Raw genomic sequence first — 21,017 nt, 5'->3', positions numbered from 1 at the left:
ACAGGATAGAATGTATTGCGCAGATACTAGGTGCAACCTGAAAAACCAAAACAATATCAGGGCCAAATGGCGCTGATATTGCAATGAATTTTGTTGCTTCGGCCATTCAATATCGGGAGCCTGTAAAACATCTACCCTATTTAAGCAACACTCTGGGACAAGTTTTCAATTTATCTTTTACAAAAGGTAAAGGGTGAACAGCCCTTTTTTCTATAATAACAAATACGCTTCAGTAAACTTTGCATCCGGTGACCAGATGATATGCATTACAGTTCCATTGTTTGTGAGTTTGTAATGCAAAATTCCTCCCATAAGAACACTTTGCATAACCTCAATATTATCCTGAGGAGGTGTAATAATAGGAACGAACTTTCCCTGTTGTTTATTATTAACAAATAATGTTGAACCGCGAACGTCCCGGCTAAATGTAACAGTGCGTCCCTCTAGCCCAGCACCTCCTACTCTAACCCAACGGGTATTCACTCCACTTTTCCAATACCTTTCGTCACTCTCTCTTTTAATATAACTTTCTCCTCTAACTGCATAATCTCCCGCATTTACAAAGAAATGCGTTGATAAGTATAAATTGCGAACAGATTTTTGAGGATAAATTAAGTGGAAAAACAACTAACAGACCCGGTTTAAAGCGGGCTTTAAGACAGCTTAAAAAATGATAAAGCCGGTCGCCCGGCCCTGTTCTTATTTAGGCTGTGGCGGCCATTCCACATCTGGCGCTTGATCAACATCCACACGAGTAAGCAATACCCGATACTTTTTCCACTCAAGCAAAGCCGCTTTCTCTGAATCTGTAGCGACTTCTAGGTCAACAGAATCTTGTAGCAATGAGAGTGTTTCATTTGCTTGTTGTAACAGTGCTGCTTGTTTCTGCTTTGCATCGTTGATTTGATGAGATTTCAAGAGGTCCTTGTCAACCACCCACTCTTTACCATCCCACTTGTCGTAATCGGTATCAGGCTTCTTGAATGTTAGTGTGTCGGGTAATTCACCAAGTTCAGTAATTCCTTGTGGCAGGCGAGTTTGTATGTTGTAAGCTGTTTTTCCACGGTAATCGGGTACAACTTCCCAGTGATCTCCGTTTACTGTGCGCCTAACAGCCATGGAATCGGATTCAGGAAGTGTCGGAGCATCTATATAGGAACTGGCCGGTATTCCTATCCCCTTCATCAGATATTCCGGTGTCGTGCCTATAAATTCCCCTGAATGAGGCGCTGCATGGTAGATTGTTAGCCAGCCGGCTTTTTCTGCCAATCCATCTTTACCCAATATTGCTGTTTCCGGTTCTAAAGAATATTTTTGTTCTGTCATTATGCTGCTCTCACTATGTAGTTAAAGGCGATGTTGCGGGGACGGGTTTCACTTCCGCCTGTTTCGTTAGTTGGGCCTAAACTACGCGGGTTTCTATTACCTCTGCCAACTCGGTTACCCGATGAACCTGCATCATCTCCATTCAAAGTATGGCTATGGGATTTAAACTCGTCAGCTTGCCACGACAAAACTCCACGACCACGATCTACCCCCCGCCCATCATCCCAACCCCGGATAAATTCACCGCGTAAATCAGGAAGTACACCTGATGGATAAGCAGCGGCTAACTTCGGATATAGAGACTTATTAAATGATTGGCCGTTGCACGTAAGGTAACCTGATGGGGGATTTGGTAGCGGCCATGGGATTGGTGCACCAACAGGAATGTTATTTGCAGCGCTAACTTGTTCAATTGTTGCCAGTTCTGACCAATCTTTCTCAAACCCATAACTATCACGAGCTGAACGATAAGCAAGCCCTCCATTTTTGTAATGCACTTTTAGCTGAAATGCCGGACAACTTCCAATTCCGTTACAAAAGTGAGCAACAAGCTGGCTGTCCCCAGGACGCTGCAAATCATATAACCCCGTATCCACGTTCCAAGGGACTTGATTATTAACAGAATATGTTCCTCTTAATCCGAGTTTAAACGCCCCCACATCCCCGGCATTCAAACTGACATCCCCGGTCAGTGCTTTGCCATTAATTTTCCGGCTGCCCGGCACGGCACTTTTCGCCAAATTGACGGTTTCTGATAAACCAAGGTTTTTTATAAACTTACTTTTATTAGGGATATCTGCGCCATTTTGGTTTTTTGCCAATCTGCTGTTGGCATTATCTGTAGCCCTGTTCGCTTCATCATGAGCATTTTTAGCTGCTACATTTGCCGTATTTGCAAAATCGTATGCATTCTTAACTGCTTTTGGCGTCGCCGCTAAGGTCTCACTTGTGCTATTTGTCGCACTACTCAGTTGTACAACGCCCTTCTGAGTCAATGAGGCATCAGAAACACCACTCAATTTGCTCTCAGCGATTTTTCTAACATCGTGAACCGCTTTCGGCGTCGCCGCTTGATCTTCTCTGTCAGAATTTGTCGCGCTGTTGAGTTGCGATATGCCTTTCTGCGTCAATGAAGCATCAGGGATTTCTGTAGTAATTTTATGTTTTAATGCTAAATCCAATTGCGCTACGAGTTTCTCCAGGTCTCCATCATCCATAACGTCTTCACCGGTTTTTTCTGCAATGTATTTCCCTATCACTGCTGCAATAACCGAAGATTGGCGCCAAACTTTATTTAATCGTTCACTCCTCGCTATTCCTGATTTAAATCCCTCCCCAATAAAATCTGAACTTTCATATTCTTCTTGTGACAAAGTATTCGCGTTTTCACCAATGGCAAATGCTTTAAAATCATTTTTAGCCATTTCTAACCCTCCACTATATGGTAATTAACCGTTATCCCCATAGGTTTAAGTGAGAGATAACCCTGATGGATGATTTCTTTAGTAATAGTACTAATTGATTTACCTTTAACAGTCACGGTAAATGACATATCTAAGTTGTCTTCGAAAGATACAGACAGGCCATTATTTGAGTGAATAAAACTCAGGATGTTATTAAATGACTCAGCCGTTCCATCCCAGTTATTTGCGCCTATTTTAGCTTTGATGACGACGCGATAATTATCATCATCCAAGTTGATATAACTTTTATCACTGTCAAACCGCCCTTTCCATCTGCCACTATCAAATCCTAAGTCAGTAATATCAAAGGAGAAGTAATAGGAATCAATCGGAGTCTGAATCATTCGATTTCTTCCTACCCATTCACCAATAATATCAAGCTGTTTGCCAACCGCTTTATCAAGATCAAAACTGCTAATCAGTAAGTCTGTTGTCAACGCATTCTGGTTGAAAATATCAGTCACAGCTTCAAGCATCCTGACATATTTTTTACCTTCCATGTGATATGCAGGAATCAATTTCATATATTTGTTCATTCGATCACCGTTATTATTTTAATATTTTCAGGTGAACATGTCGGCGCTTCATTAAAAGCAATGTTAATGTTCTCCGCTCCTAATGTCGATGCTGATTTTCCCACTATCACAGATAATACTTCATATGTCTGTCCACCGTTTTTATTGCATAAGTTTGCCGGTACAAATAAACGAGTCACATATACTCCATCACCAATATAAAGGGATTTTATATAGTTAGATATTTCATTACGAATATTATTGCCAATATCTGATGTATATCCGATAAAGGGTTTAATGTGTATTTCAACGTAAATTGGCACCAGTGTAGGGCGATAGAAGTTTATCGTTTTTTTATTACCATAATCATCGGTAATCGTTTCAGAGGTGGTGCCAAATGTCGGTATGCCCGGCGTTTTTTTCACTAAGATAGTCCGGGCAATCTCTTTCGAGTCTCCACCATCAATGACAAGTGCAATGCTATGAGCGGGTATGCCATTTTCATCCGCTTTGTCCGAGTCGTTGTCATATCCCCGGTAACGTGAAACCCCATGCAGGTTGGCAATTGCTCCCATCAGTCCATCTATAATAGTTCTCGAAGGCAGCGCAACGGAAACCGCTTGCCGTATTCGCAGTTCTACATCGGTTTCAATTCCCCGACCAAGTGTAGCCGCAACCGGGTTCGTCACGGTTTGCCAGCCCAATGTTGGCGTAGCAATTTGATTAACCGTGTGAGGTAATGCGCCGATCGCACCCGATTTTTGACAAATCGCGGTCACAATAGCCTGCCCGTGTGTATCTATAATGACTTCATCCGGTAGTGACCAAGCGTTTCCCGCATCATCCCGGACAGAAGCGTTACGGATAACGGTGCCAGCTCGACCAGTAACCAAAATATCCACTGTTGAGTTACTGGCGCTTTTTCTGGTGATGCCGTTGATTTTGACATTGCGGGAAAGCCCTTCGCCCACCGCGGTTGCCGGGCTAAATGAGTTATAGGAGGCAATGGTTGCGTTGTTACAACCGTGAATAACGTATGCTATTAGCGATAAAAAAACACCGTCTTTACTGTCAGATTCAATGTAAATATCGTCCCCATAAATATCCCTGAATATCGTCTTCCAGCTATTCAAGATGGTTTGATAATCAGGAGCATTGATCCCATTTTTATCAATAGCAGGTAACATTGTGTTGATAATACTTTCATACATCAGCAGTTACTCCTGTCTGTCCATAAATCGTGTCAATCGTGGCTGTAATGGTGATTTTTCTTGTTTCCGGGTTTCTTTCACTACGGTATTGGGTAATGCTCTCTACACCCGGCGTTTGCAGTATTCGCTGTCTAATAATCAGGTCATAAAAACCCGATGTGCCTTTACCCAACACGTCGTCGTAATCTGTCCCCTCTCGGTTATCAAGAAACCATTCGCCACTGCGCAACATCAGGCGAGTTTTCACTGCTTGTGCGACCGCTTCCGGTGAGTTGATAAGAAAACCCGCCTCTCCACGACCAAATACATAGTCGTTGTCAATTTCTCTTCTGTATCTCATTGAGGTTTCCCCGTCTTACCGCCACCTGATTGCACACCACTATGTACATGGTTTTTAAGGCTAATCCCTGCCGCTGTCACATCATTACTCACCGTGACCGGGCCTTGCATGGTTGCGGTGCCACCACCAGCGCCCATGCCCTGTGATAAATTGCCGTTAATGGTGACGTTGCCATTTAGGATGATGTCAGGTGAAGTGATTTCAGTACCGCCATTGGCTGTCACAATAAGTTTTGCCGATGTGATAATCGTGACGTTATGGCTGTTGGGATCGAGTTCGATATAAGCCGCTCCATCATCACTTCTCAACTGAGCAGCGTTTGTGCTGATACCCGATATTTTTTGTTGCTGGGATTGTGGGCCAATAATGGCAAATCCATCAGACAGGTTGTGCTGCCGGGGATCGACCGGCTCCTGCACACCGCCAGATTGCCACCAATAATCAATGCAGCGATCAGCAAATACGACCAGGCATTCATCACCGGCTTTTATCGGGAAGGTTAATGTCACACCACCGCCCCTTGGGAATATAACCGGCACATCCACTAACAGCGGTAAGGATACCGATTCCAGTTCCCCATCTTTTTGCCTGATTTTCCATCTGATGGCAGGTTGCGCGGTGATGGTTACCGCATCAGCATTAAATGATTGAATAATGCAAGGCAAGGAGACATACAATCCGGCGCTAATGACTTCTTGCATAGCAAAAAAGACCGCTTCAGGTCTATTGAGTCGTTCGTCAGTATTTATCATTCGCTCTCTGCCTTATCCTTATTGTGAGTTGATTGATTCAGCAAAGTATGATCGCTCTTGGCGATACACATTATTGTCATGTACCACTCTGTTTCGCGGGTATCGCCGGAATACTCCACATTGAAGACAATGTAATCACCATCAGCATCCAACATTGCCGGTTGTGCTTTTGCATCCTTATGATCACCAGATTGAGCAGCTTGTTTAGTCGCCGGATCAACCGGTTTGATTGAACGGTTATCCAGTCGGATTAATGTCCCGGGGCGGATATTCGGATTAATTAAGCATGTAACGTTAATACCTGAGCCAATAGTTTGTTCAGGCATACCGATAAGGCCTGTTTTTGATGTAAGGACAATGGCTTCAGTTAAGTATTTATTTTTGGGTACAATGTGTAGTTTGTTATCTTCATAGCGCCAATTAGCATCACATTGTTTTGCCAGATTAGAAACTTCATTGCGGTGCATGCCAAAAAGTACTTTTCCCCTGGGTGATGCTGATTTACTGAATTCAGGGCGTAGACCGGCGGTAATGCCATATTTGGCAATATCACGCATTAGCAAATGATCTAAATCTGCTTGCGAATATCCAGCCGCAATGGTGGTATTCACGGTCGCATAATTGTGTGCTTCATCCCCGTCCGCTGCATGAATTACAACACAAGTATCCGTTGCGTTGTCTCTTTTTACATACGTGTACTGAATTTGGCCTGAGAATATTTGTCCTGAGTTCTCCTTGTAACCCGCCACAAATTTAATCTTTTTAAATTCATTTTTACGTAATTTATTACTAGTTTCGTTATTGAGGTTATATATAGTAAAAATACCAGTAGCAGGATTGGAAGATTCCGTTCTGCTAATGTTAAATGTGATTTTCAGATCTGATAAATTTACTTTTTCGCCATCTTTGTCTACAACGATAAGGTGGCATTCTCTTATCCATTGTTTTGACATAATTCACCTAATTAATAGAAATAAAAGAACCGCAATTAAGCGGCGTATGTAATAAATTATTACAGAATATCTTACCCTTCCTCTCATCAAGTTAACTTATTACAAAGTATAACCTGTCCTCTTTACCAAGATTATTCCTGAAAGGTTTCTCCTGATTTATATCACCATAAAAAATTAATGAGCCGTTAAAACCAAGATGACGATATTGTTCCAGTAAGTCAACCCCAAAAACCAACGGTAAACCTGTGACAATAAATTCACTATCCGGCGTCATAATATCCAAAATCCAACCCGCGATATCACGCCACATTAATCTCATTTTATAGTTAATGCCATTTAGCTGAATATCGAATTGCTGATTTTGCGGTGATAAAGGAATTTCTACAACCCTAGCCATTTTTTACCTCGCTCTATAATAAAATCAAGAATAATTTTTGGCATTGATGGCTTCACCGTGACTTTGGCGCCCATATTAACTACAGGTGCTGTATCTTCAGGATTTTTCATATTTTCCGCCGGCGCCGCCTTATTCGGTGACGTTTCAACAATAACAATTTCACGTAGGTTTAAAACTACCGATAAAACATTTTCACTGGTTTTATCTGTTGTGACACTGATATCTTTAATCAACATATTTTTATATAAGCGCTTTCCCGTTACGACATCAAACGGTTTATGTGATGCCCTTAGGTCAAGTAACTGTTGATATATATCGCGCGGGCTGGTTCCAAGGTTTAGCCCGGTAGAAATATCAAATACCTTTGTTGTATCAATAATATCAAGCAGCGAACCACCACCGGCGAAACCTAAATCCATTCTCACTTCCGATGGGCTGTCATAAGCATGATCACTGAATGTCACCCCCTGCTGGACCGGATGATCGGTGATATTCGATACATCCGTATGTGTTTCTGAAATAATGACACTCGGTACAATGACACCTATTTTTCTCTTTTGCTGAGAAAACATGACTGATAATATATCCATTGTTATCTCACCTGTGTTTGCATATTTCGAAGGAGCATACTGTGAGTGCGTTCTATCGTTTCTCCGGTCAGTCTCGCCGTTTCTTTGGGAGATTCAACGCCATTAATCTCAATATGATAATTTACTTCTCCTATTCCCGGCATATTATTGCTGGCAGATATTGGCACACGATATAATAAAGCGGGAGTAAATTCCTGATGATTCACCATATTATTGATATTTGTCACCGCACCATTGATCATTCGGTGATCAATGGACATATTTCGCAAAGAATGAACCACATGATTTAAATGTCCAGCCCGCTTTGGCGGTTTATTCGCTGGCTGTAGCTCTGCCATAATCGCTGACCTGATAAATTCTGGTGAATAGGGATTACCACCACTTTCCACTATCATCATGCTATCAATCAGCCGTTGCATCACATCAGGATCAGTGAGATCAAGGACCGTATCCTTAGAAACTCCCATCATTTTAGATACATTGGCAATGTACTGTTTGGTTTTATTATGATCTTTCTTTGGTGCCCATACCGGAACAATACTTGCAATAGTCTGTAGCTTTGTTCCTGTAGTTTTACCATGAAAATAACGACTCAACTGGTGAGCAGTAGCCCTTAATCCACTGAATGCATCTGGATACTTAGCAAATCTGGGTTTTGGGTTATCTTCAGGTACCGCTCCTGTCTGATGTACAAAGTTCATATTTAATGGATTGTTATTCCGTACTCCTCGCGAAGACTTTAATCTTTTTAGCTTTGCGGCTGTAAGCTCACTATTAAAGATATTCGTTGGCGGATTAACTGGAGTATTTAACTCCTTAGGAGCATCGTGATGCTCAACAATGCCAGCCTTAAGATGATCTTTATTTAATTGCTTATTCTTTCGTTTCTTCTTCGTTTTACTTGATCGTTCTGATACTTTACTGGAAATATCAGCAACTTTCTGGCTATGTTCTTTGTCGATTATCGTTTTCTTATCATCAATTTGTTCTTGGTATTTTTCATATTTATCTTTGCTGAAAAATGGAGTCAGGTCAGAAGCAATATAAATCCCATGTGTTGACATCCAATTATTAAGTTGATCATATGTTATCAGTGGTTTTTTATTTGCATCATATTCTCTTTTCCGCCGTGACAATGTTTCAGCTATTGTTTCGTGATTTTTCTTTGCTTCTTCCTGTAATGCATTTAATCGACTATTAAAATCAAATAATACTCCCAGAACAATTTTTCTTCCTGTAAATTTCCACAATTCATTCAATGTCGCCAATAAACCTTTCGCAGAAATTTCTCCTTTGTCTAACCATTTGACTAATTCCTCAATGGAATTAAATATGTCATCACTATCAAGTGTGCCGATATTTTGATTAGCACAATCCGTTGTTACTTTTAATAACTGCTCACCCATCGATGCAGCCAAGGAAGCAGTATTAAAATGGCGACCATTTGTAGTATAGGATTGAGCATCAATACACGGCAGAAATGTCTCTACGCTTCCCACAACTAGGCTGACACCACTATTAATAGATTTAATTTTTTCAATTGTTGCATCTGTTTTTTGCAACTGTCCGCAAAGTTTGTCCAGCCCATTAGCGGCTTGAGTGATAAAATTAACCACCACTAATGTGGCTTCTTCAATTTCCGCCCTCATTTTGAGAATACTAGACGTGATTTCGGCAGTAACAGCCATAAATTTACGCTGCCCTACTTCATCAACATCAAACTTAAGTGATACCAGGAAATCTTTAATTATTTCAGCATTACTGCTCATTTCGCCACCTCTCTATCATGGCCTCATTTTCCGATTTAACATCAAGGGCATCGTTCATCAATGCAATATCAGCCAGATCAAGGATGCTGTTTTTCAACGATTCATAACGGCACATGCCCGCAATGACCGGGCGTAATAGATAATCACGCCCTTTCGGGAGGGTTTCAAAATTTAAACTGGCTTGTCCTGGGATTACATTGCGCTCTCTAATGGGGCGGGAAAAAAATTTCCCAATGAGTCTCGGATAATAAAACCGACAATTTTCAACAGTTCGAAGCCGTTGATGTCATCGAACATCAATACCTGCCCATCAGGTTCATAAATCCGGTTCCAGATACCATTCTGTTCACGGGAAACAACGGATAAGCAAATATCATTAATTTCATGCCGGTTGGATTTTCCTAATGCGCTGATGGATTCCACCAAATAAGGGAGCACTTCTTCAAAGCCCGCTATCCCATCATCACTTTTAGCTGTCACGATCTTTTTCATCAGCGGCCCAAGTGCCGGAATAGCCGGCGCCAAAGCCACCGCTAAATCCTGTTGCTGAAAAGCGTTTAATTTACCACCGCGGTATTTTTTGCCATCAATTTCAAATTCCATGATCACTTATCCTCAAGCTCATTCAAACTACCGCAGCATAAGTCCGATGTTGAAAATGCGGACAAATGCTCCGGTAGATTTGACGGTGATTTAAATGGTTGTGAAGTAAGCTGGTTAGAATGTGCCTAACATGATGTCGATTTTTCCACAATCAAATACCCAGGCAACGGTATTACCAGCTTTGCTATTCTGCAAATCAGGCTGTTTCTGAAAAGCGACGGAACGTGCAACAGCAATGTCGTTACTTTGCTTATTTCGAATAACAATCACGTTATTGCCCCATGCTGCTGATGAAAGTGATTGCGTACTGAGCATCGCATTCAGTTTAGCATTTACCGGACTGGTCTTAAGTAAATTAACCGTAATGGTTCCAGACTTGGTTGCATGCAATGAATGCATGACTTCTCCGTCTGCGCCAGTGGTCATGGTGTTTTTACTCTCCGACATGGTGACTGTAATCCCCTCATCCGAGAGCGCGGCACCATTACCAAGATCAAAAGAGCCGCCAACTCCGGTAATAGAAGCGGAAACATCAAGAAAAGAATATGTAGCCATTTTCAACCCTTATCTGTTTACATTAATAATGACATCAGCGTAGTGAACAGCGCCTGCTAATTTGATTGCGCACTGAATAACCGGCGCTTTTCGAGCTTCCCGATCAGCCTGGGCCTGCGTTGCAATTGGCGGTGCGTAGACGTAGTAACCTTTGGTTAATGTTGCACCCGTATCCAGCGCACCAATCGGATCGCCGCCCCATACACCATGAGCGATTAATCCATTTGTCGCCGCTTGAGCCAGTGACTGCTCAACATTGGTAATTAGCCGTGTCACACCTTCATCAGTCTGAGGGATCTTGCTAGTACTGGTGTAAAGCAGGTTATAAAGATTATTCTGAACGTAGTTCTGCAACCAATCCAGACCGTGGCGCTCATCAATGAAATCCCCATTCGCCATGACACCTTCCTGAATAATGGCCGTATCGTTGTTGTATTTAACAAAAACGTTGCCATTTTTCTTTTTCAACGCATTGGCTTGCGTTGCCGTGAGGTTTTCTGCGGTTACAGCGGGTTCCTGTTTAAATTTCAAGGTTATGGTGGTGTTATTGCCGTTGAAATTGACGGTAAACATACGGCCCAACAGCGAAGCAACCGTGTAGGATTTACCGGTTGAATATTGCCAAAGTGTGCGTTGATAGTTCCTCCCTTTCAATTTTGTACCAATGTCGGTCTTAACGTCAGCATCCAATACGTCTGCTTTTTGCACTGTATGCCCATAGATACGGGAAACAGATGCGGATTCAATGTAATCAGCAACAGAGAGAATATCTTCATCCGTCAGAGAGTCATCAGCGATAACCAACCCATACCAGCCACTGGATACCGATCCCAATGCTGCCACCGCCTCGGCAATGGTTTCTGCTTTGGTAGATTCGATAGCAGTAGCACCCGATATTTCGTCCAGCTTTAATAAATCACCAATATAAGTTCCCGTCGTTGCCGGTGAAACATAGCCAACCGCCCCTACAGAATTCGACATAATAGCGAAACGCGAAGAAGAACTATCATATGTGACTGAACAATCTTTTAACTTATCCGCTATCCGTTGGGCCACGCCATTAAGATTGGTCTCTTTACTCAAATCGATGCCGTTGTATACCGTTTCTTTACCGTTAATCGTCAACTTAAAAGAACCCTCGGTGACGGCAGTAAATTTGCTAATAACTTGCTGCTGTTTATCCAATACGGCTCCTTGTAAAGAGGAGACCACATTGTCCTTAGCCCACCGACCAATATATAAATCAACCGGACGTGGCGACTGGGAATAATAAAGCGCTGCGGCCTGATATTCTGGTGAAGTCAGTCCAAAATCAGCACCGACACCATCGATATCCGAATACCGGCGTAAACGTTCTTGAGGGTTAATCACGTTGCTTGCGCCAATGATCAGTAACGCACCAAAGTTCCGGGATTGAGCCGCATGAGGAGCCATATTCAACGTGACATTGATAATGTTTGAAACAGGTAAACCCTGCATAATTTAATCTCCTAAGAATTTGACAGGCGCTTCCACCAGTGATTTAACACCGTATTCACGCACCACTTTTCGCCGCAAGGTGATCGTCATGTCATAACGACGCACCCTCTGGTTATTGATAAGTTCCGGTAACGAAGTCAGCCGGCTGAGTTTGTCGACTGAAAGACCGAAACGTTCCAATTCGTCATTGTTCTGACTGACCGCCACTCCATCACGAAAACGGGCGCCGTACCGCTGGCTGTTCGGGCCATAAAAGGAAATCAAGCACACAATCTCCTCATGACGCCATAACTTGGTTCCTTCATCAGTCTGGTTCTCAAAAGCCGGCGAGGCATCCGCAATAAAATCCGTTATGTCAAAATCACACCCGTCATCATCTGCCGGTAACTGGGGCAGTTGTGCTGATGTCCATCGAGAACGCACTTTATCGTCAGGCAAACCAGAAACACCTCCCAGCCAACGACTCAGTATGTGCTCCAGCTCATCATCGTACTCAGGCCCAGGCGTGACAGGTGTTAACCAACCCGCTTTATCACTACCGTTGCTCATCAAAAATACCTCCATCAAACAGCAATAACTCACCCTGTGCTTGGGTAAACCAAGCCCTGCATTGAGGACTAGTTCTTATGGAAACTTAGTGCTCAACACCGAGTTATGATTGATTTAATAGGGATACCGACCGCGAAAAAGGTAAAAAATATGCGTAAGCGATTCGCGACGGCAAATACGAAAAAGGCCGCAACACAGTGCGGCCTTCGACAATAATGATTTAAATTTTCACTTATTTATCAGAGTACAATAGAAGATACTTAAGGTTCACTCGTACTAAATAGAGTTCATTGGATAACAGGAATTTTTTAAACCGAATTTAATGGCTTAAATCCTAATTTCCCTCATTACCTGCAATATCCGAATGAAAAAAGCCCCGATATTTCTATATTTCATTTCTATCAGGGCTTATTCGCAACTTTAACTAATTAGTACACTACCATAGCTTTTTGCGTACGCGCAAGCTTTTTATGTTTTTGTACTTCATCATCCATTTCTAACTTAATATCAAGCATAGCCAAACATCCCTGAACAAAACTTTCTCCCTTTTGCAACCGGGAACGGACTTCAATATCAGGTACTTTAATTAAACGCGCGATGGACCGTTTGGAAAGCCTTAAAGCGTAGTACATAAATAAAACTTCAATTTCTTCAGATTTATCTACCGTCTGCAACTTTGCGATACAAGCATCAATGATCAAGCCATCGTTATCACAGCATGAAGGACGTAATGAACGAGTTGACGCAATCAGACCTTTAAATCCAGCAGCGATCGGTGGCCAATTAACACCAGTGGCATCATCAACCCAACCGCCCCAACACTCTAAAACTTGTTGAATATTGCGCATATATTTTGACCTTAACTTTTAGTAACAAATAGTAGTAAAAATTATTTTCATGATGGTCTCATGCATCCATGCATTTGGCATTATAACAAATTTCCCATTCTCTATTTTTGTGTTTCTCTGTTACGTAACTACATCGTTTAAATACATCTGTTTACTTAGTCTATTAAATACAAATAGTAAATAACCCCTATTCTTGACCAAGCTTAGTTTCAGAGGAAAACACATAAATATCGTTATTAATACGGATGACCATAAAGTGCTCTTCTTCCTCATCTACGTATTTATTATACAAATTTATAATCTTCATTTAATCCTCTAATGTACCTTCCTTTAAAACGCTTAGCACCTAAAGCAACACGCATGTTCTTTATTATTTATCAAAAGTTTTCAAGCAACATAACACCCCCTTTTTATTATGAGATGAAAAATTCATTAAATAAAAAATAGCACAGATTTTTTATCTCATGGATATTTGAGTGTAAAAAATATTTTTGATCGACGTTGAAATCCGTCATAAAATGCCGATTAAGAATGGTGTCAACACCTATGCCGAAGACACTGAAATCGGCCTGTTTACAAGGTGATGGACAACGAAACTGGTGCAAATGTGAGATCGCAACAACCCTATTCGCAATATCGCCAGCAGATCAAGCAAAACATTTAAGATATCCACAGAATTAATGTTGCTAACGATAAATTACCGATTATCAGGTAAATATCTACGTGAAAAGTTTTAACACTGTCAGATATATCCGCTTCTAACCAATGTGATTTTTAAACTCACACTCTTCAGTAGATAGTTAGCAAAAATATTCTTCTGAGCCGAAATTGCTTTTATCTGATACACTTTTACAACATCAATATCTTCTGCTATTTCCTACTCACCCTATCCCATCTTATTTTCAGCTCTCGCCAGACGAATAGATGGATACACACCTATAGCAAATATTTTTTCATGTCTGGAAAACAGATATCCCAAACGCTAATATTTTTTTCTGTTAGTTTTTACCAGCGAAAATAAATCCGTATTATCTAAAAATTTGCCATCCTATATTTCTAGCTACATGGTTTTATTTCGACCAGCCTGACAGTAAATTTAACCATGCCATGAATTCAGAAACTCGTTTTAGCGGGAAATTGTACTGGAAAATAGCAGAATTAACTGGATATATAAACAGCATCATCTACTATCAAGCAAGAAAAAAGCCGTTATCTTCTGAAAAGATAACGGCTTCTTATTTGATTTGGTGCCGGCTACCGGAGTCGAACTGGTGACCTACTGATTACAAGTCAGTTGCTCTACCAACTGAGCTAAGCCGGCGTGTTTCAGGGCTAGCCCCCGAAAGCGAGCGCAGTATATTACAACCCATTGCAAACAATCAAGCATAAATAATAGATGATTTAAAAATATCACCAAAACACTCATCATTAGTGACATGCTCAACGACATACCATGGCTTGAAAGCCCATTAATGCAAGACTACTGCCTCGAATCCTCTGAATTGCTGTAGTTTCTTATCAAAATACAGCCGATGAGCGAGTTATTTTCAACATCAAAAAAACTGGTCATTTACTGACAAATCAGAAATAACAACAAAATGTTTTATTATCTTTGCTACCTATTAGAAAATAGCCACTGGTCGTAAAATAGCCTGATCGTCTGGCAGCAGTGGAAGATAAAATATCCAAAATAACCTGTCTCCAAACAATATAAGGATCGGTTAACATGTTAAAAAACAAATACTCAAAATACGGTAGAACACAAGGCGACAAAATATATTTTCAAGGCGTAAGCGCAATCAAATTGAGCTTGTTTTTTATAAGCCAAAGGCAAGCCATAACAGCTTTCTTATCATTGTCAGAACCACAATATTCCCACTCTTTTTTAAATTATTACCATAGGGAAATAGTTGACTGCTATAAATGCAATGTGCTATTTAAATTAGACGCAAATCAAAAAAACTAAATCAGGCATGCGCTAATATTAGGTATAAATCAGATCGTTTCTATAGGTTATTATAACTCAAAATCATTAATTATGAGGTAAATTATGTTGGGCAAAAATAACTTAATTGCACACCAAGTCTTATTTACCTTCAAGGATGGAATAAGCTGGGATAGTGAAAAGGCTATATTAGCAGAGAAGGTGACTTTAAATCATATAAATGAGATAAGTGAAATAAAAGGATGGTTTTGTGGTCGCAGTACGGTAGACAGAAAGCAATCAGTTGACTTTAGTTTAATTGGTTACTTTGAAAGTTACGAAGACCTGGACATATACATGCATCATCCCGATCATATAAAAGGCGTGGTACTATGGAAAGAAATAAGTACATGGACAGTCTCGGATATTATTATCGATATAAATAAGTTGATAAATTTCACTCAGTTAATAGGAAAGTCGTATGGAATTTGACGAAAACCTACATAAAAGTGTCGTCGTTATCGCTGATAGTCTGCCACTTGGGTTAGCCATGAATGCACTGAGCGTCATTAGTGTTTCAATTGGTAGAAATATCAACGGGATTGTAGGACACGATGTCTTTAGTAAAGATAGCATTTGTTATCCCGGTGTCATTAAAACGCCTTTGCCTGTTTTGAAAGCTAGTCATGATGTACTGGCCGCTATTCATAATGAATTAAAATCTAACGATAATTTTAAATTGAGTCCTTTTTCCTGTTTAGCGCAATCATGCAGAACATATGAGGAATACGAAGGAAAATTATCTGCTGAACATTCGGATGAATTGAAGTTATCTGGAATTGGCATAGTTGGACCAAAGAAAGATATCAATAAAATCACTGGCAACTTACCACTTTATAAATAACCAGGTAATATATATGTATTCCATTTTTAGAAATGAACTTCATGAATTAGGTATGAAATACCTTACCGAGTTAAAAAAATATCTGTCTGGCGAGATAAATATCTCCGCATTGGAAAAAATACAATACGAAAAATTAAAAGAAATCATAAATTATACGAAAAATGGGTCAGCTTTCTATCAAGATCGTCTAGACGCAATAAACCCAAATGATGATGAAAATTTATCCTCATTGATTGAAAAACTTCCCTTTACTACAAAATCAGATCTAAGTAAGGCGGGAAACACGATATCTTCAGATAGCCTAAATAACGCTTGGATATATTATGAAACCACAGGGACGACTGGGCCATCAACACCTTGTCCTCGCAATGAAATAGACTCTTTAGTTAATAACAGTTTTCTGACTCTGCAATATGAGTCTATTTTCAATCAAGAAGGCAAACAACACATTATTGGCGTGATGGGTCCAACGGAATTGCACTCCACTGGAGATACATTTGAAGATGTATTTCGCAGTTTAGGGCATACCGTTATCAAAATGTGGCCTCGTTCGCCCGTTGTTGGTATGCACAGAGTACTCAGGCTGATACAAGACCTCAAAATAACCGCCTTAGTTTGCACACCTGCGGTCGCCGCTGAGTTGCTAAAATATTGTCGGAACAATGCATGTGATGCAAAAGAATTAGGTATCGAGATCATTTTGGTGCTTGGCGAACTTATTACCCCCAATAGATTAAGAAACTTATCTCGGAATTGGGGCGCTAAAATTTACAACTGTATGTATGCCTCACAAGAAACGTCAATTCTGGCGGCTTGTGACAATACCAATAAGCTTATTACTATTCCATACAACAATTATTACGAACTCATTTGCCCTTTTACTCAGCAAAAACTCAATGTTGGCGATAATCACGTTGCTGGTGAATTAGTGATTACCCATTTATATAAAGGGAATAAACCTCTGATTCGATACAAAACAGGGGATATGGTTCGGTGTAAAGCAATAGGCTTAAATCAATGGGAAATAGAACCCATCGGCCGGGTAAAAGATGTATTAGTATTAAACAATGCCAATGTGTATGCTTTTGATATTGAAAATGCCATCTTTGAAGAACTCGAATATTGTTTTGAATACTTTATTGAAATCAACAACACAGCCGGTACAGATGAGCTCAAGATCACTTTAGAGCCGAGTGACGAATTAAATGATGCGTCACTCATTAGTAAGATAAAGCAAAAAATGGAATCCAAATTCAATATGAATGTCGACATCCATGTAGGAGATGTCGGTGGACTTATTGGAACCGCAGCAATGGTAAGTTGGAAAGCAGCACGGATCCATGATCTGAGAGATGATACCAACAATATTGAGCGAAATTCGGCTTTAGAGATCATGAACAAGAGGGCCACTAAATGACAAACAATATCGTTAGCCCGGTTAATAAAGATTGGATCGTATTTCTAGACGGGGAATATCTCAATTTTAGCAATGCGACCTTTCTTGCCAATACACAAGCGTTAAATTATGGCACCGGTACATTTGAGGGAATCCGGGCTTATTGGGATCAAGACAATAACCAACTTAATCTATTTAGAGTGCATGAGCACTATGAACGGTTAATTCAATCAGCTAAAACATTAAAAATTGAATTGCCCTATACCAGTCAGGAGTTAACCGATATTACTAAAAATATCATCATTAAAAATGGTTTCAAACAAGATATTTATATCAGGCCATTAGCGCTTAAAAAGTCGTTAATGCCGGGTGAGAAATTTGGCGTTAAGCTAAGTGGTGTAAATTCAACCCTCTGTATTAACGCTTTACCTATGGGGGCTTATGCCAAAAAAGCAGCGTTTAAATGTCTTATTTCAAAATGGCGACGTGTATCAAATGCGGCAATTCCATCATCTGCCAAAATTACCGGCACTTATGTTAATTCCGCACTTGCTCATGAAGATGCCAAAGAAAACGGATTTGATGATGCTATCATGCTGAATGAACAAGGCATGTGCGCAGAAGCAAGTACATCAAATGTTTTTATTGTAAAAGATAATTGCGTTATTACACCATCGCTTAGCGCGGGCATTCTTAATGGAATAACCAGACAATCTGTTTTCGATATTTGTAAATTCCGCAATATTCCCTGTATTGAGTCAGAAATTCAACAAAAGGATCTCTATGAAGCAGATGGCTGTTTTTTAACAGGCACTGGCCTTGAAATATCAATTGTGTCACAAATAGACAATGTGTCATATATACAAAAAGAAGATTCTATAGCCAATGTTATTGCCAAAGATTATCAAGAAATAATCAGAGGTAGAATAGATAAATTCTCACATTGGTTAAATCCGGTTTATTAGTGTAATTCCAGGAGAGACATCATGGAATGTGTTTTTTTTAGTTTCTACAAAGATACATTTGATGTTCTAAATATTGCTACCTTAGGCCCGTCAGGCACAAGTAGCGAACAATCCGCTATTCGTTTTGGTGAATTTGCTATTAAAAATAAAGTCGCCAAAAGCTACCAGGTTGTTTTATGTAATACTTACGAAGAAGCAAGTAATCAAATTATTTTAAATAACTGTCAGGCATTGGTGGTCGCCAATGCTTATTACAATATCAGTGAATTTTATATGGATAACAGGTTTAACTTGTCATCCGCATTTTTAAATTACACGCCTAATTATGGTATCGCTATTCGTGATGAATTAACTACAGATAATATCGTCATTGCAACCCATCCGGCACCAAAGGCTTTAATCCCAGAGTTGTTGCCTGATAATCTAAGAATTGCAGATATCATTTTTAAAGATTCAACCAGTTCAGCCGCAAAAGCTGTTGCTAATTCAGAGGTAGATGCCGCACTCACGACAGAAGTGGCAGCAAAATTACACAATTTAAAATTTATTTCTCATATTCGGCCAATTCAAATGCTTTGGTCAGTATTTACAGCCGCATAAAAGCTAACGTTGCTTTAAAATAGGCAAATATATATACCCTATGGATTTCAAGATGCATCGAGACGGCAAGGGAGTGAATCCGGGAGCATAGCAAACTATGGTGACCGGGGTGAGCGAGTGCAGCCAACAAAGAGGCAACTTGAAAGATAACGGGTATAGACTTATTCAAAAATATACAGAGGTTATTATGTCTTTACTTACTCTACACACCATTACTACCACACCTGAAAAAAGTAAAAAATTACTTCAAAGTTCTATTAATGATTTCGGCTGGATACCTAACCAAAGTGGTTATATGTCAGAATCTCCTTCATTATTAGCCGCTTACCAACGAGCACACGACCTATTTATTGATAGTTCACTGAATGAAGAGGAAAAAGCTGTGGTGTGGATTACAACCGGAATAGAAAATGGTTGTAATTATACGGTTCAAGCACACGCCTATATTGCAATTCATAATGGCGTGGACAAAAAAACGGTTAAGGCATTGATTGAAAAAACCGACGATCTTTCCCCACGATTATTGGCACTGCGTGAATTTACCATAGAAGTCATTTATTGCCGGGGACAATTGAAAAGAGATGCTATTGATCTATTCTTAAACCGTGGTTTTAGCAAACAGAATATGTTAGATGTCGTGTTAGGTGTTTCTCAAAAGAATATGTCGACAATTCTCAATAGCATTGCTGGAACTGAGATTGATGATAAATTCAAGCTGGATGATCTATACCCTATGGATTTCAAGATGCATCGCGACAGCAAGGGAGCGAATCCCCGGAAGCATAGATAACGATGTGACCGGGGTGAGCGAGTGCAGCCAACAAAGAGGCAACTTGAAAGATGACGGGTATATAACTGATATTGAAAGGCATCAACATGCTTTATGTCGATAAAGAAACCGTTGCGCGTTATTTGACGATGGAACTTAGTCTTAAGCTAAGTGAAATAGCATTTAAATTGCAATCGGAAAGAAAAGTAGAACAACCTTTGCGCAATATTGTTAAAGGTGAAGACGGCTTAATGGGCACCATGCCGATTTATATTAAGGAGGGGCCATACAAAGGATTTGGGTTAAAGTCGGTGGTAGTGAGGTTTCAAAGCAACAGCGATAAACCTTCACACATCGGTAGCGTGCTAGTTTACGACGAGCCAGGTGTTTCAGGGATTGCCGCGGTGGATGCCGGCACTATCACAGAAATCCGCACCGCCGCCGCTTCTGCTTATGCAACTCATCTTCTTGCCGCAAAGGATGCTAGCCGGTTAGCGATACTTGGCACTGGCTTACAAGCAAAAGCACATTTGCAAGCCATGTTATATGTACGCCCGATTAGAGAAGTCACTTTATGGGGTCGTAATACAGAAAGATGCCGAGAATTTGTCACATGGTGTGATAAAACGCTCAATCTTCCCATTTCGATCAAAGCCTCACCGGCAGAGGCTGTACTCAATAGTGACATCATTTGCACAACCACGGCATCGCGTGACCCTATACTCAATAGAAAAGAGCTACCGGTTAAATGTCATGTCAATGCCATTGGCGCTTCGGCACTGGGATTCCAGGAACTCAGCGAAGATATGTATAGCAATACAACCCTATTTACTGATTCCAATGAATCGGTACTTGCCGCCTCTCAATCTGTTATTAAGGCAAGGGAGAAAGGTATTCTTAGTGGGTCAGACATTGGGATAGAAATTGGTACCGTTTCTCAATCTCATTCCAATTTGTGCGATCAGGGTGTGACTATCTTTCAATCCGTTGGTTTGGCCGTTCAAGATATGGTATTTTCTCGGGAAGTCATTCGACAACTAATAAAAATGTCTTAATTATTTTGGATGAAAATATGCCAAACTTAAGACGTTCAGCATTAGAAAAATGTC

Annotated in this window: 23 protein-coding genes, 1 tRNA gene and 1 pseudogene; 8 read left to right on the top strand and 17 right to left on the bottom strand. The window is 40.4% G+C overall.

What is annotated here, in order from left to right:
- Positions 1-539 precede the first annotated feature (539 nt).
- Positions 540-668: pseudogene (locus LG003_RS16270) on the top strand (recombinase family protein); the annotation flags it as partial.
- Between the two features lie 31 nt (positions 669-699).
- On the opposite strand, the gene LG003_RS16265 reads toward LG003_RS16270, so the two are convergent.
- From LG003_RS16265 to LG003_RS16185, 17 genes are all read right to left on the bottom strand, one after another.
- Complete coding sequence (locus tag LG003_RS16265) at positions 700-1,326, bottom strand: tail fiber assembly protein (protein ID WP_262981168.1); 627 nt, start codon at positions 1,324-1,326, stop codon at positions 700-702.
- Positions 1,326-2,750, bottom strand: a complete 1,425-nt coding sequence (locus LG003_RS16260; RefSeq protein ID WP_262981167.1) for a phage tail protein — start codon at positions 2,748-2,750, stop codon at positions 1,326-1,328. The genes LG003_RS16265 and LG003_RS16260 overlap by 1 nt, the downstream gene beginning before the upstream one ends.
- A gap of 2 nt (positions 2,751-2,752) precedes the next feature.
- Positions 2,753-3,325 carry a DUF2612 domain-containing protein gene (locus tag LG003_RS16255; protein WP_112877500.1) on the bottom strand — a complete coding sequence of 191 codons (573 nt, stop codon included), beginning with the start codon at positions 3,323-3,325 and terminating at the stop codon, positions 2,753-2,755.
- A complete protein-coding gene (locus tag LG003_RS16250) occupies positions 3,322-4,515 on the bottom strand; it encodes a baseplate J/gp47 family protein (protein WP_262981166.1) in 1,194 nt (397 codons plus the stop codon). Before LG003_RS16250 ends, LG003_RS16255 begins: the two co-directional genes overlap by 4 nt.
- Positions 4,508-4,855, bottom strand: a complete 348-nt coding sequence (locus tag LG003_RS16245) for a hypothetical protein (RefSeq protein ID WP_112877504.1) — start codon at positions 4,853-4,855, stop codon at positions 4,508-4,510. Before LG003_RS16245 ends, LG003_RS16250 begins: the two co-directional genes overlap by 8 nt.
- The gene (locus LG003_RS16240) at positions 4,852-5,607 is read right to left on the bottom strand and encodes a phage baseplate assembly protein V (protein WP_262981165.1); all 756 of its coding nucleotides are present in this window, start codon (positions 5,605-5,607) and stop codon (positions 4,852-4,854) included. The genes LG003_RS16245 and LG003_RS16240 overlap by 4 nt, the downstream gene beginning before the upstream one ends.
- Complete coding sequence (locus tag LG003_RS16235) at positions 5,604-6,560, bottom strand: phage protein (RefSeq protein WP_112877508.1); 957 nt, start codon at positions 6,558-6,560, stop codon at positions 5,604-5,606. The genes LG003_RS16240 and LG003_RS16235 overlap by 4 nt, the downstream gene beginning before the upstream one ends.
- Positions 6,561-6,651: 91 nt before the next feature.
- Positions 6,652-6,957 carry a phage baseplate plug family protein gene (locus LG003_RS16230; protein ID WP_112877510.1) on the bottom strand — a complete coding sequence of 102 codons (306 nt, stop codon included), beginning with the start codon at positions 6,955-6,957 and terminating at the stop codon, positions 6,652-6,654.
- On the bottom strand, positions 6,942-7,547 hold the full coding sequence (locus LG003_RS16225; RefSeq protein WP_112877514.1) for a phage baseplate protein: 606 nt from the start codon (positions 7,545-7,547) through the stop codon (positions 6,942-6,944). Before LG003_RS16225 ends, LG003_RS16230 begins: the two co-directional genes overlap by 16 nt.
- A 2-nt stretch (positions 7,548-7,549) precedes the next feature.
- The gene (locus tag LG003_RS16220; RefSeq protein WP_262981164.1) at positions 7,550-9,316 is read right to left on the bottom strand and encodes a hypothetical protein; all 1,767 of its coding nucleotides are present in this window, start codon (positions 9,314-9,316) and stop codon (positions 7,550-7,552) included.
- Positions 9,306-9,431, bottom strand: coding sequence for a DUF6889 family protein (locus LG003_RS16215; protein WP_250151028.1), 126 nt, complete (start codon positions 9,429-9,431; stop codon positions 9,306-9,308). The genes LG003_RS16220 and LG003_RS16215 overlap by 11 nt, the downstream gene beginning before the upstream one ends.
- A gap of 77 nt (positions 9,432-9,508) precedes the next feature.
- Positions 9,509-9,919: a phage tail assembly chaperone gene (locus LG003_RS16210; RefSeq protein ID WP_262981163.1), complete on the bottom strand. Its 411-nt coding sequence runs from the start codon at positions 9,917-9,919 to the stop codon at positions 9,509-9,511.
- A 114-nt stretch (positions 9,920-10,033) separates the two neighbouring features.
- The gene (locus LG003_RS16205) at positions 10,034-10,474 is read right to left on the bottom strand and encodes a DUF3277 family protein (protein ID WP_112877519.1); all 441 of its coding nucleotides are present in this window, start codon (positions 10,472-10,474) and stop codon (positions 10,034-10,036) included.
- A 9-nt stretch (positions 10,475-10,483) separates the two neighbouring features.
- Positions 10,484-11,953, bottom strand: a complete 1,470-nt coding sequence (locus tag LG003_RS16200; protein ID WP_262981162.1) for a DUF3383 domain-containing protein — start codon at positions 11,951-11,953, stop codon at positions 10,484-10,486.
- Between the two features lie 3 nt (positions 11,954-11,956).
- On the bottom strand, positions 11,957-12,505 hold the full coding sequence (locus LG003_RS16195; RefSeq protein WP_449301335.1) for a phage neck terminator protein: 549 nt from the start codon (positions 12,503-12,505) through the stop codon (positions 11,957-11,959).
- Positions 12,506-12,930: 425 nt separating this feature from the next.
- Positions 12,931-13,350, bottom strand: a complete 420-nt coding sequence (locus tag LG003_RS16190) for an antiterminator Q family protein (protein WP_112877524.1) — start codon at positions 13,348-13,350, stop codon at positions 12,931-12,933.
- Positions 13,351-14,595: 1,245 nt separating this feature from the next.
- Positions 14,596-14,671: transfer RNA gene (locus LG003_RS16185), tRNA-Thr, on the bottom strand.
- Between the two features lie 729 nt (positions 14,672-15,400).
- On the opposite strand from LG003_RS16185, the gene LG003_RS16180 reads away from it, so the two are divergent.
- The 7 genes from LG003_RS16180 (at position 15,401) to LG003_RS16150 (ending at position 20,963) form a co-directional block, all read left to right on the top strand.
- Complete coding sequence (locus LG003_RS16180) at positions 15,401-15,766, top strand: Dabb family protein (RefSeq protein ID WP_112877528.1); 366 nt, start codon at positions 15,401-15,403, stop codon at positions 15,764-15,766.
- Positions 15,756-16,178, top strand: a complete 423-nt coding sequence (locus LG003_RS16175; RefSeq protein WP_112877530.1) for a DUF2000 domain-containing protein — start codon at positions 15,756-15,758, stop codon at positions 16,176-16,178. The genes LG003_RS16180 and LG003_RS16175 overlap by 11 nt, the downstream gene beginning before the upstream one ends.
- A gap of 13 nt (positions 16,179-16,191) precedes the next feature.
- Positions 16,192-17,595 carry a phenylacetate--CoA ligase family protein gene (locus LG003_RS16170; RefSeq protein WP_112877532.1) on the top strand — a complete coding sequence of 468 codons (1,404 nt, stop codon included), beginning with the start codon at positions 16,192-16,194 and terminating at the stop codon, positions 17,593-17,595.
- Complete coding sequence (locus LG003_RS16165) at positions 17,592-18,539, top strand: branched-chain amino acid transaminase (RefSeq protein ID WP_112877534.1); 948 nt, start codon at positions 17,592-17,594, stop codon at positions 18,537-18,539. Before LG003_RS16170 ends, LG003_RS16165 begins: the two co-directional genes overlap by 4 nt.
- A 21-nt stretch (positions 18,540-18,560) precedes the next feature.
- Entirely contained in the window at positions 18,561-19,139 is a 579-nt protein-coding gene (locus tag LG003_RS16160; RefSeq protein WP_112877536.1) for a prephenate decarboxylase, read from the top strand.
- 97 nt (positions 19,140-19,236) lie between these two features.
- Positions 19,237-19,929 carry a carboxymuconolactone decarboxylase family protein gene (locus tag LG003_RS16155; protein ID WP_262981160.1) on the top strand — a complete coding sequence of 231 codons (693 nt, stop codon included), beginning with the start codon at positions 19,237-19,239 and terminating at the stop codon, positions 19,927-19,929.
- A gap of 86 nt (positions 19,930-20,015) precedes the next feature.
- On the top strand, positions 20,016-20,963 hold the full coding sequence (locus LG003_RS16150; RefSeq protein WP_262981159.1) for an ornithine cyclodeaminase family protein: 948 nt from the start codon (positions 20,016-20,018) through the stop codon (positions 20,961-20,963).
- Positions 20,964-21,017: the final 54 nt, after the last annotated feature.

The organism is Photorhabdus kleinii, assembly GCF_025384885.1.
GTDB classification, from domain to species: domain Bacteria; phylum Pseudomonadota; class Gammaproteobacteria; order Enterobacterales; family Enterobacteriaceae; genus Photorhabdus; species Photorhabdus kayaii.
Note: the sequence above shows the minus strand (reverse complement) of the source record. Positions and strands in the feature narration are given on the sequence as shown.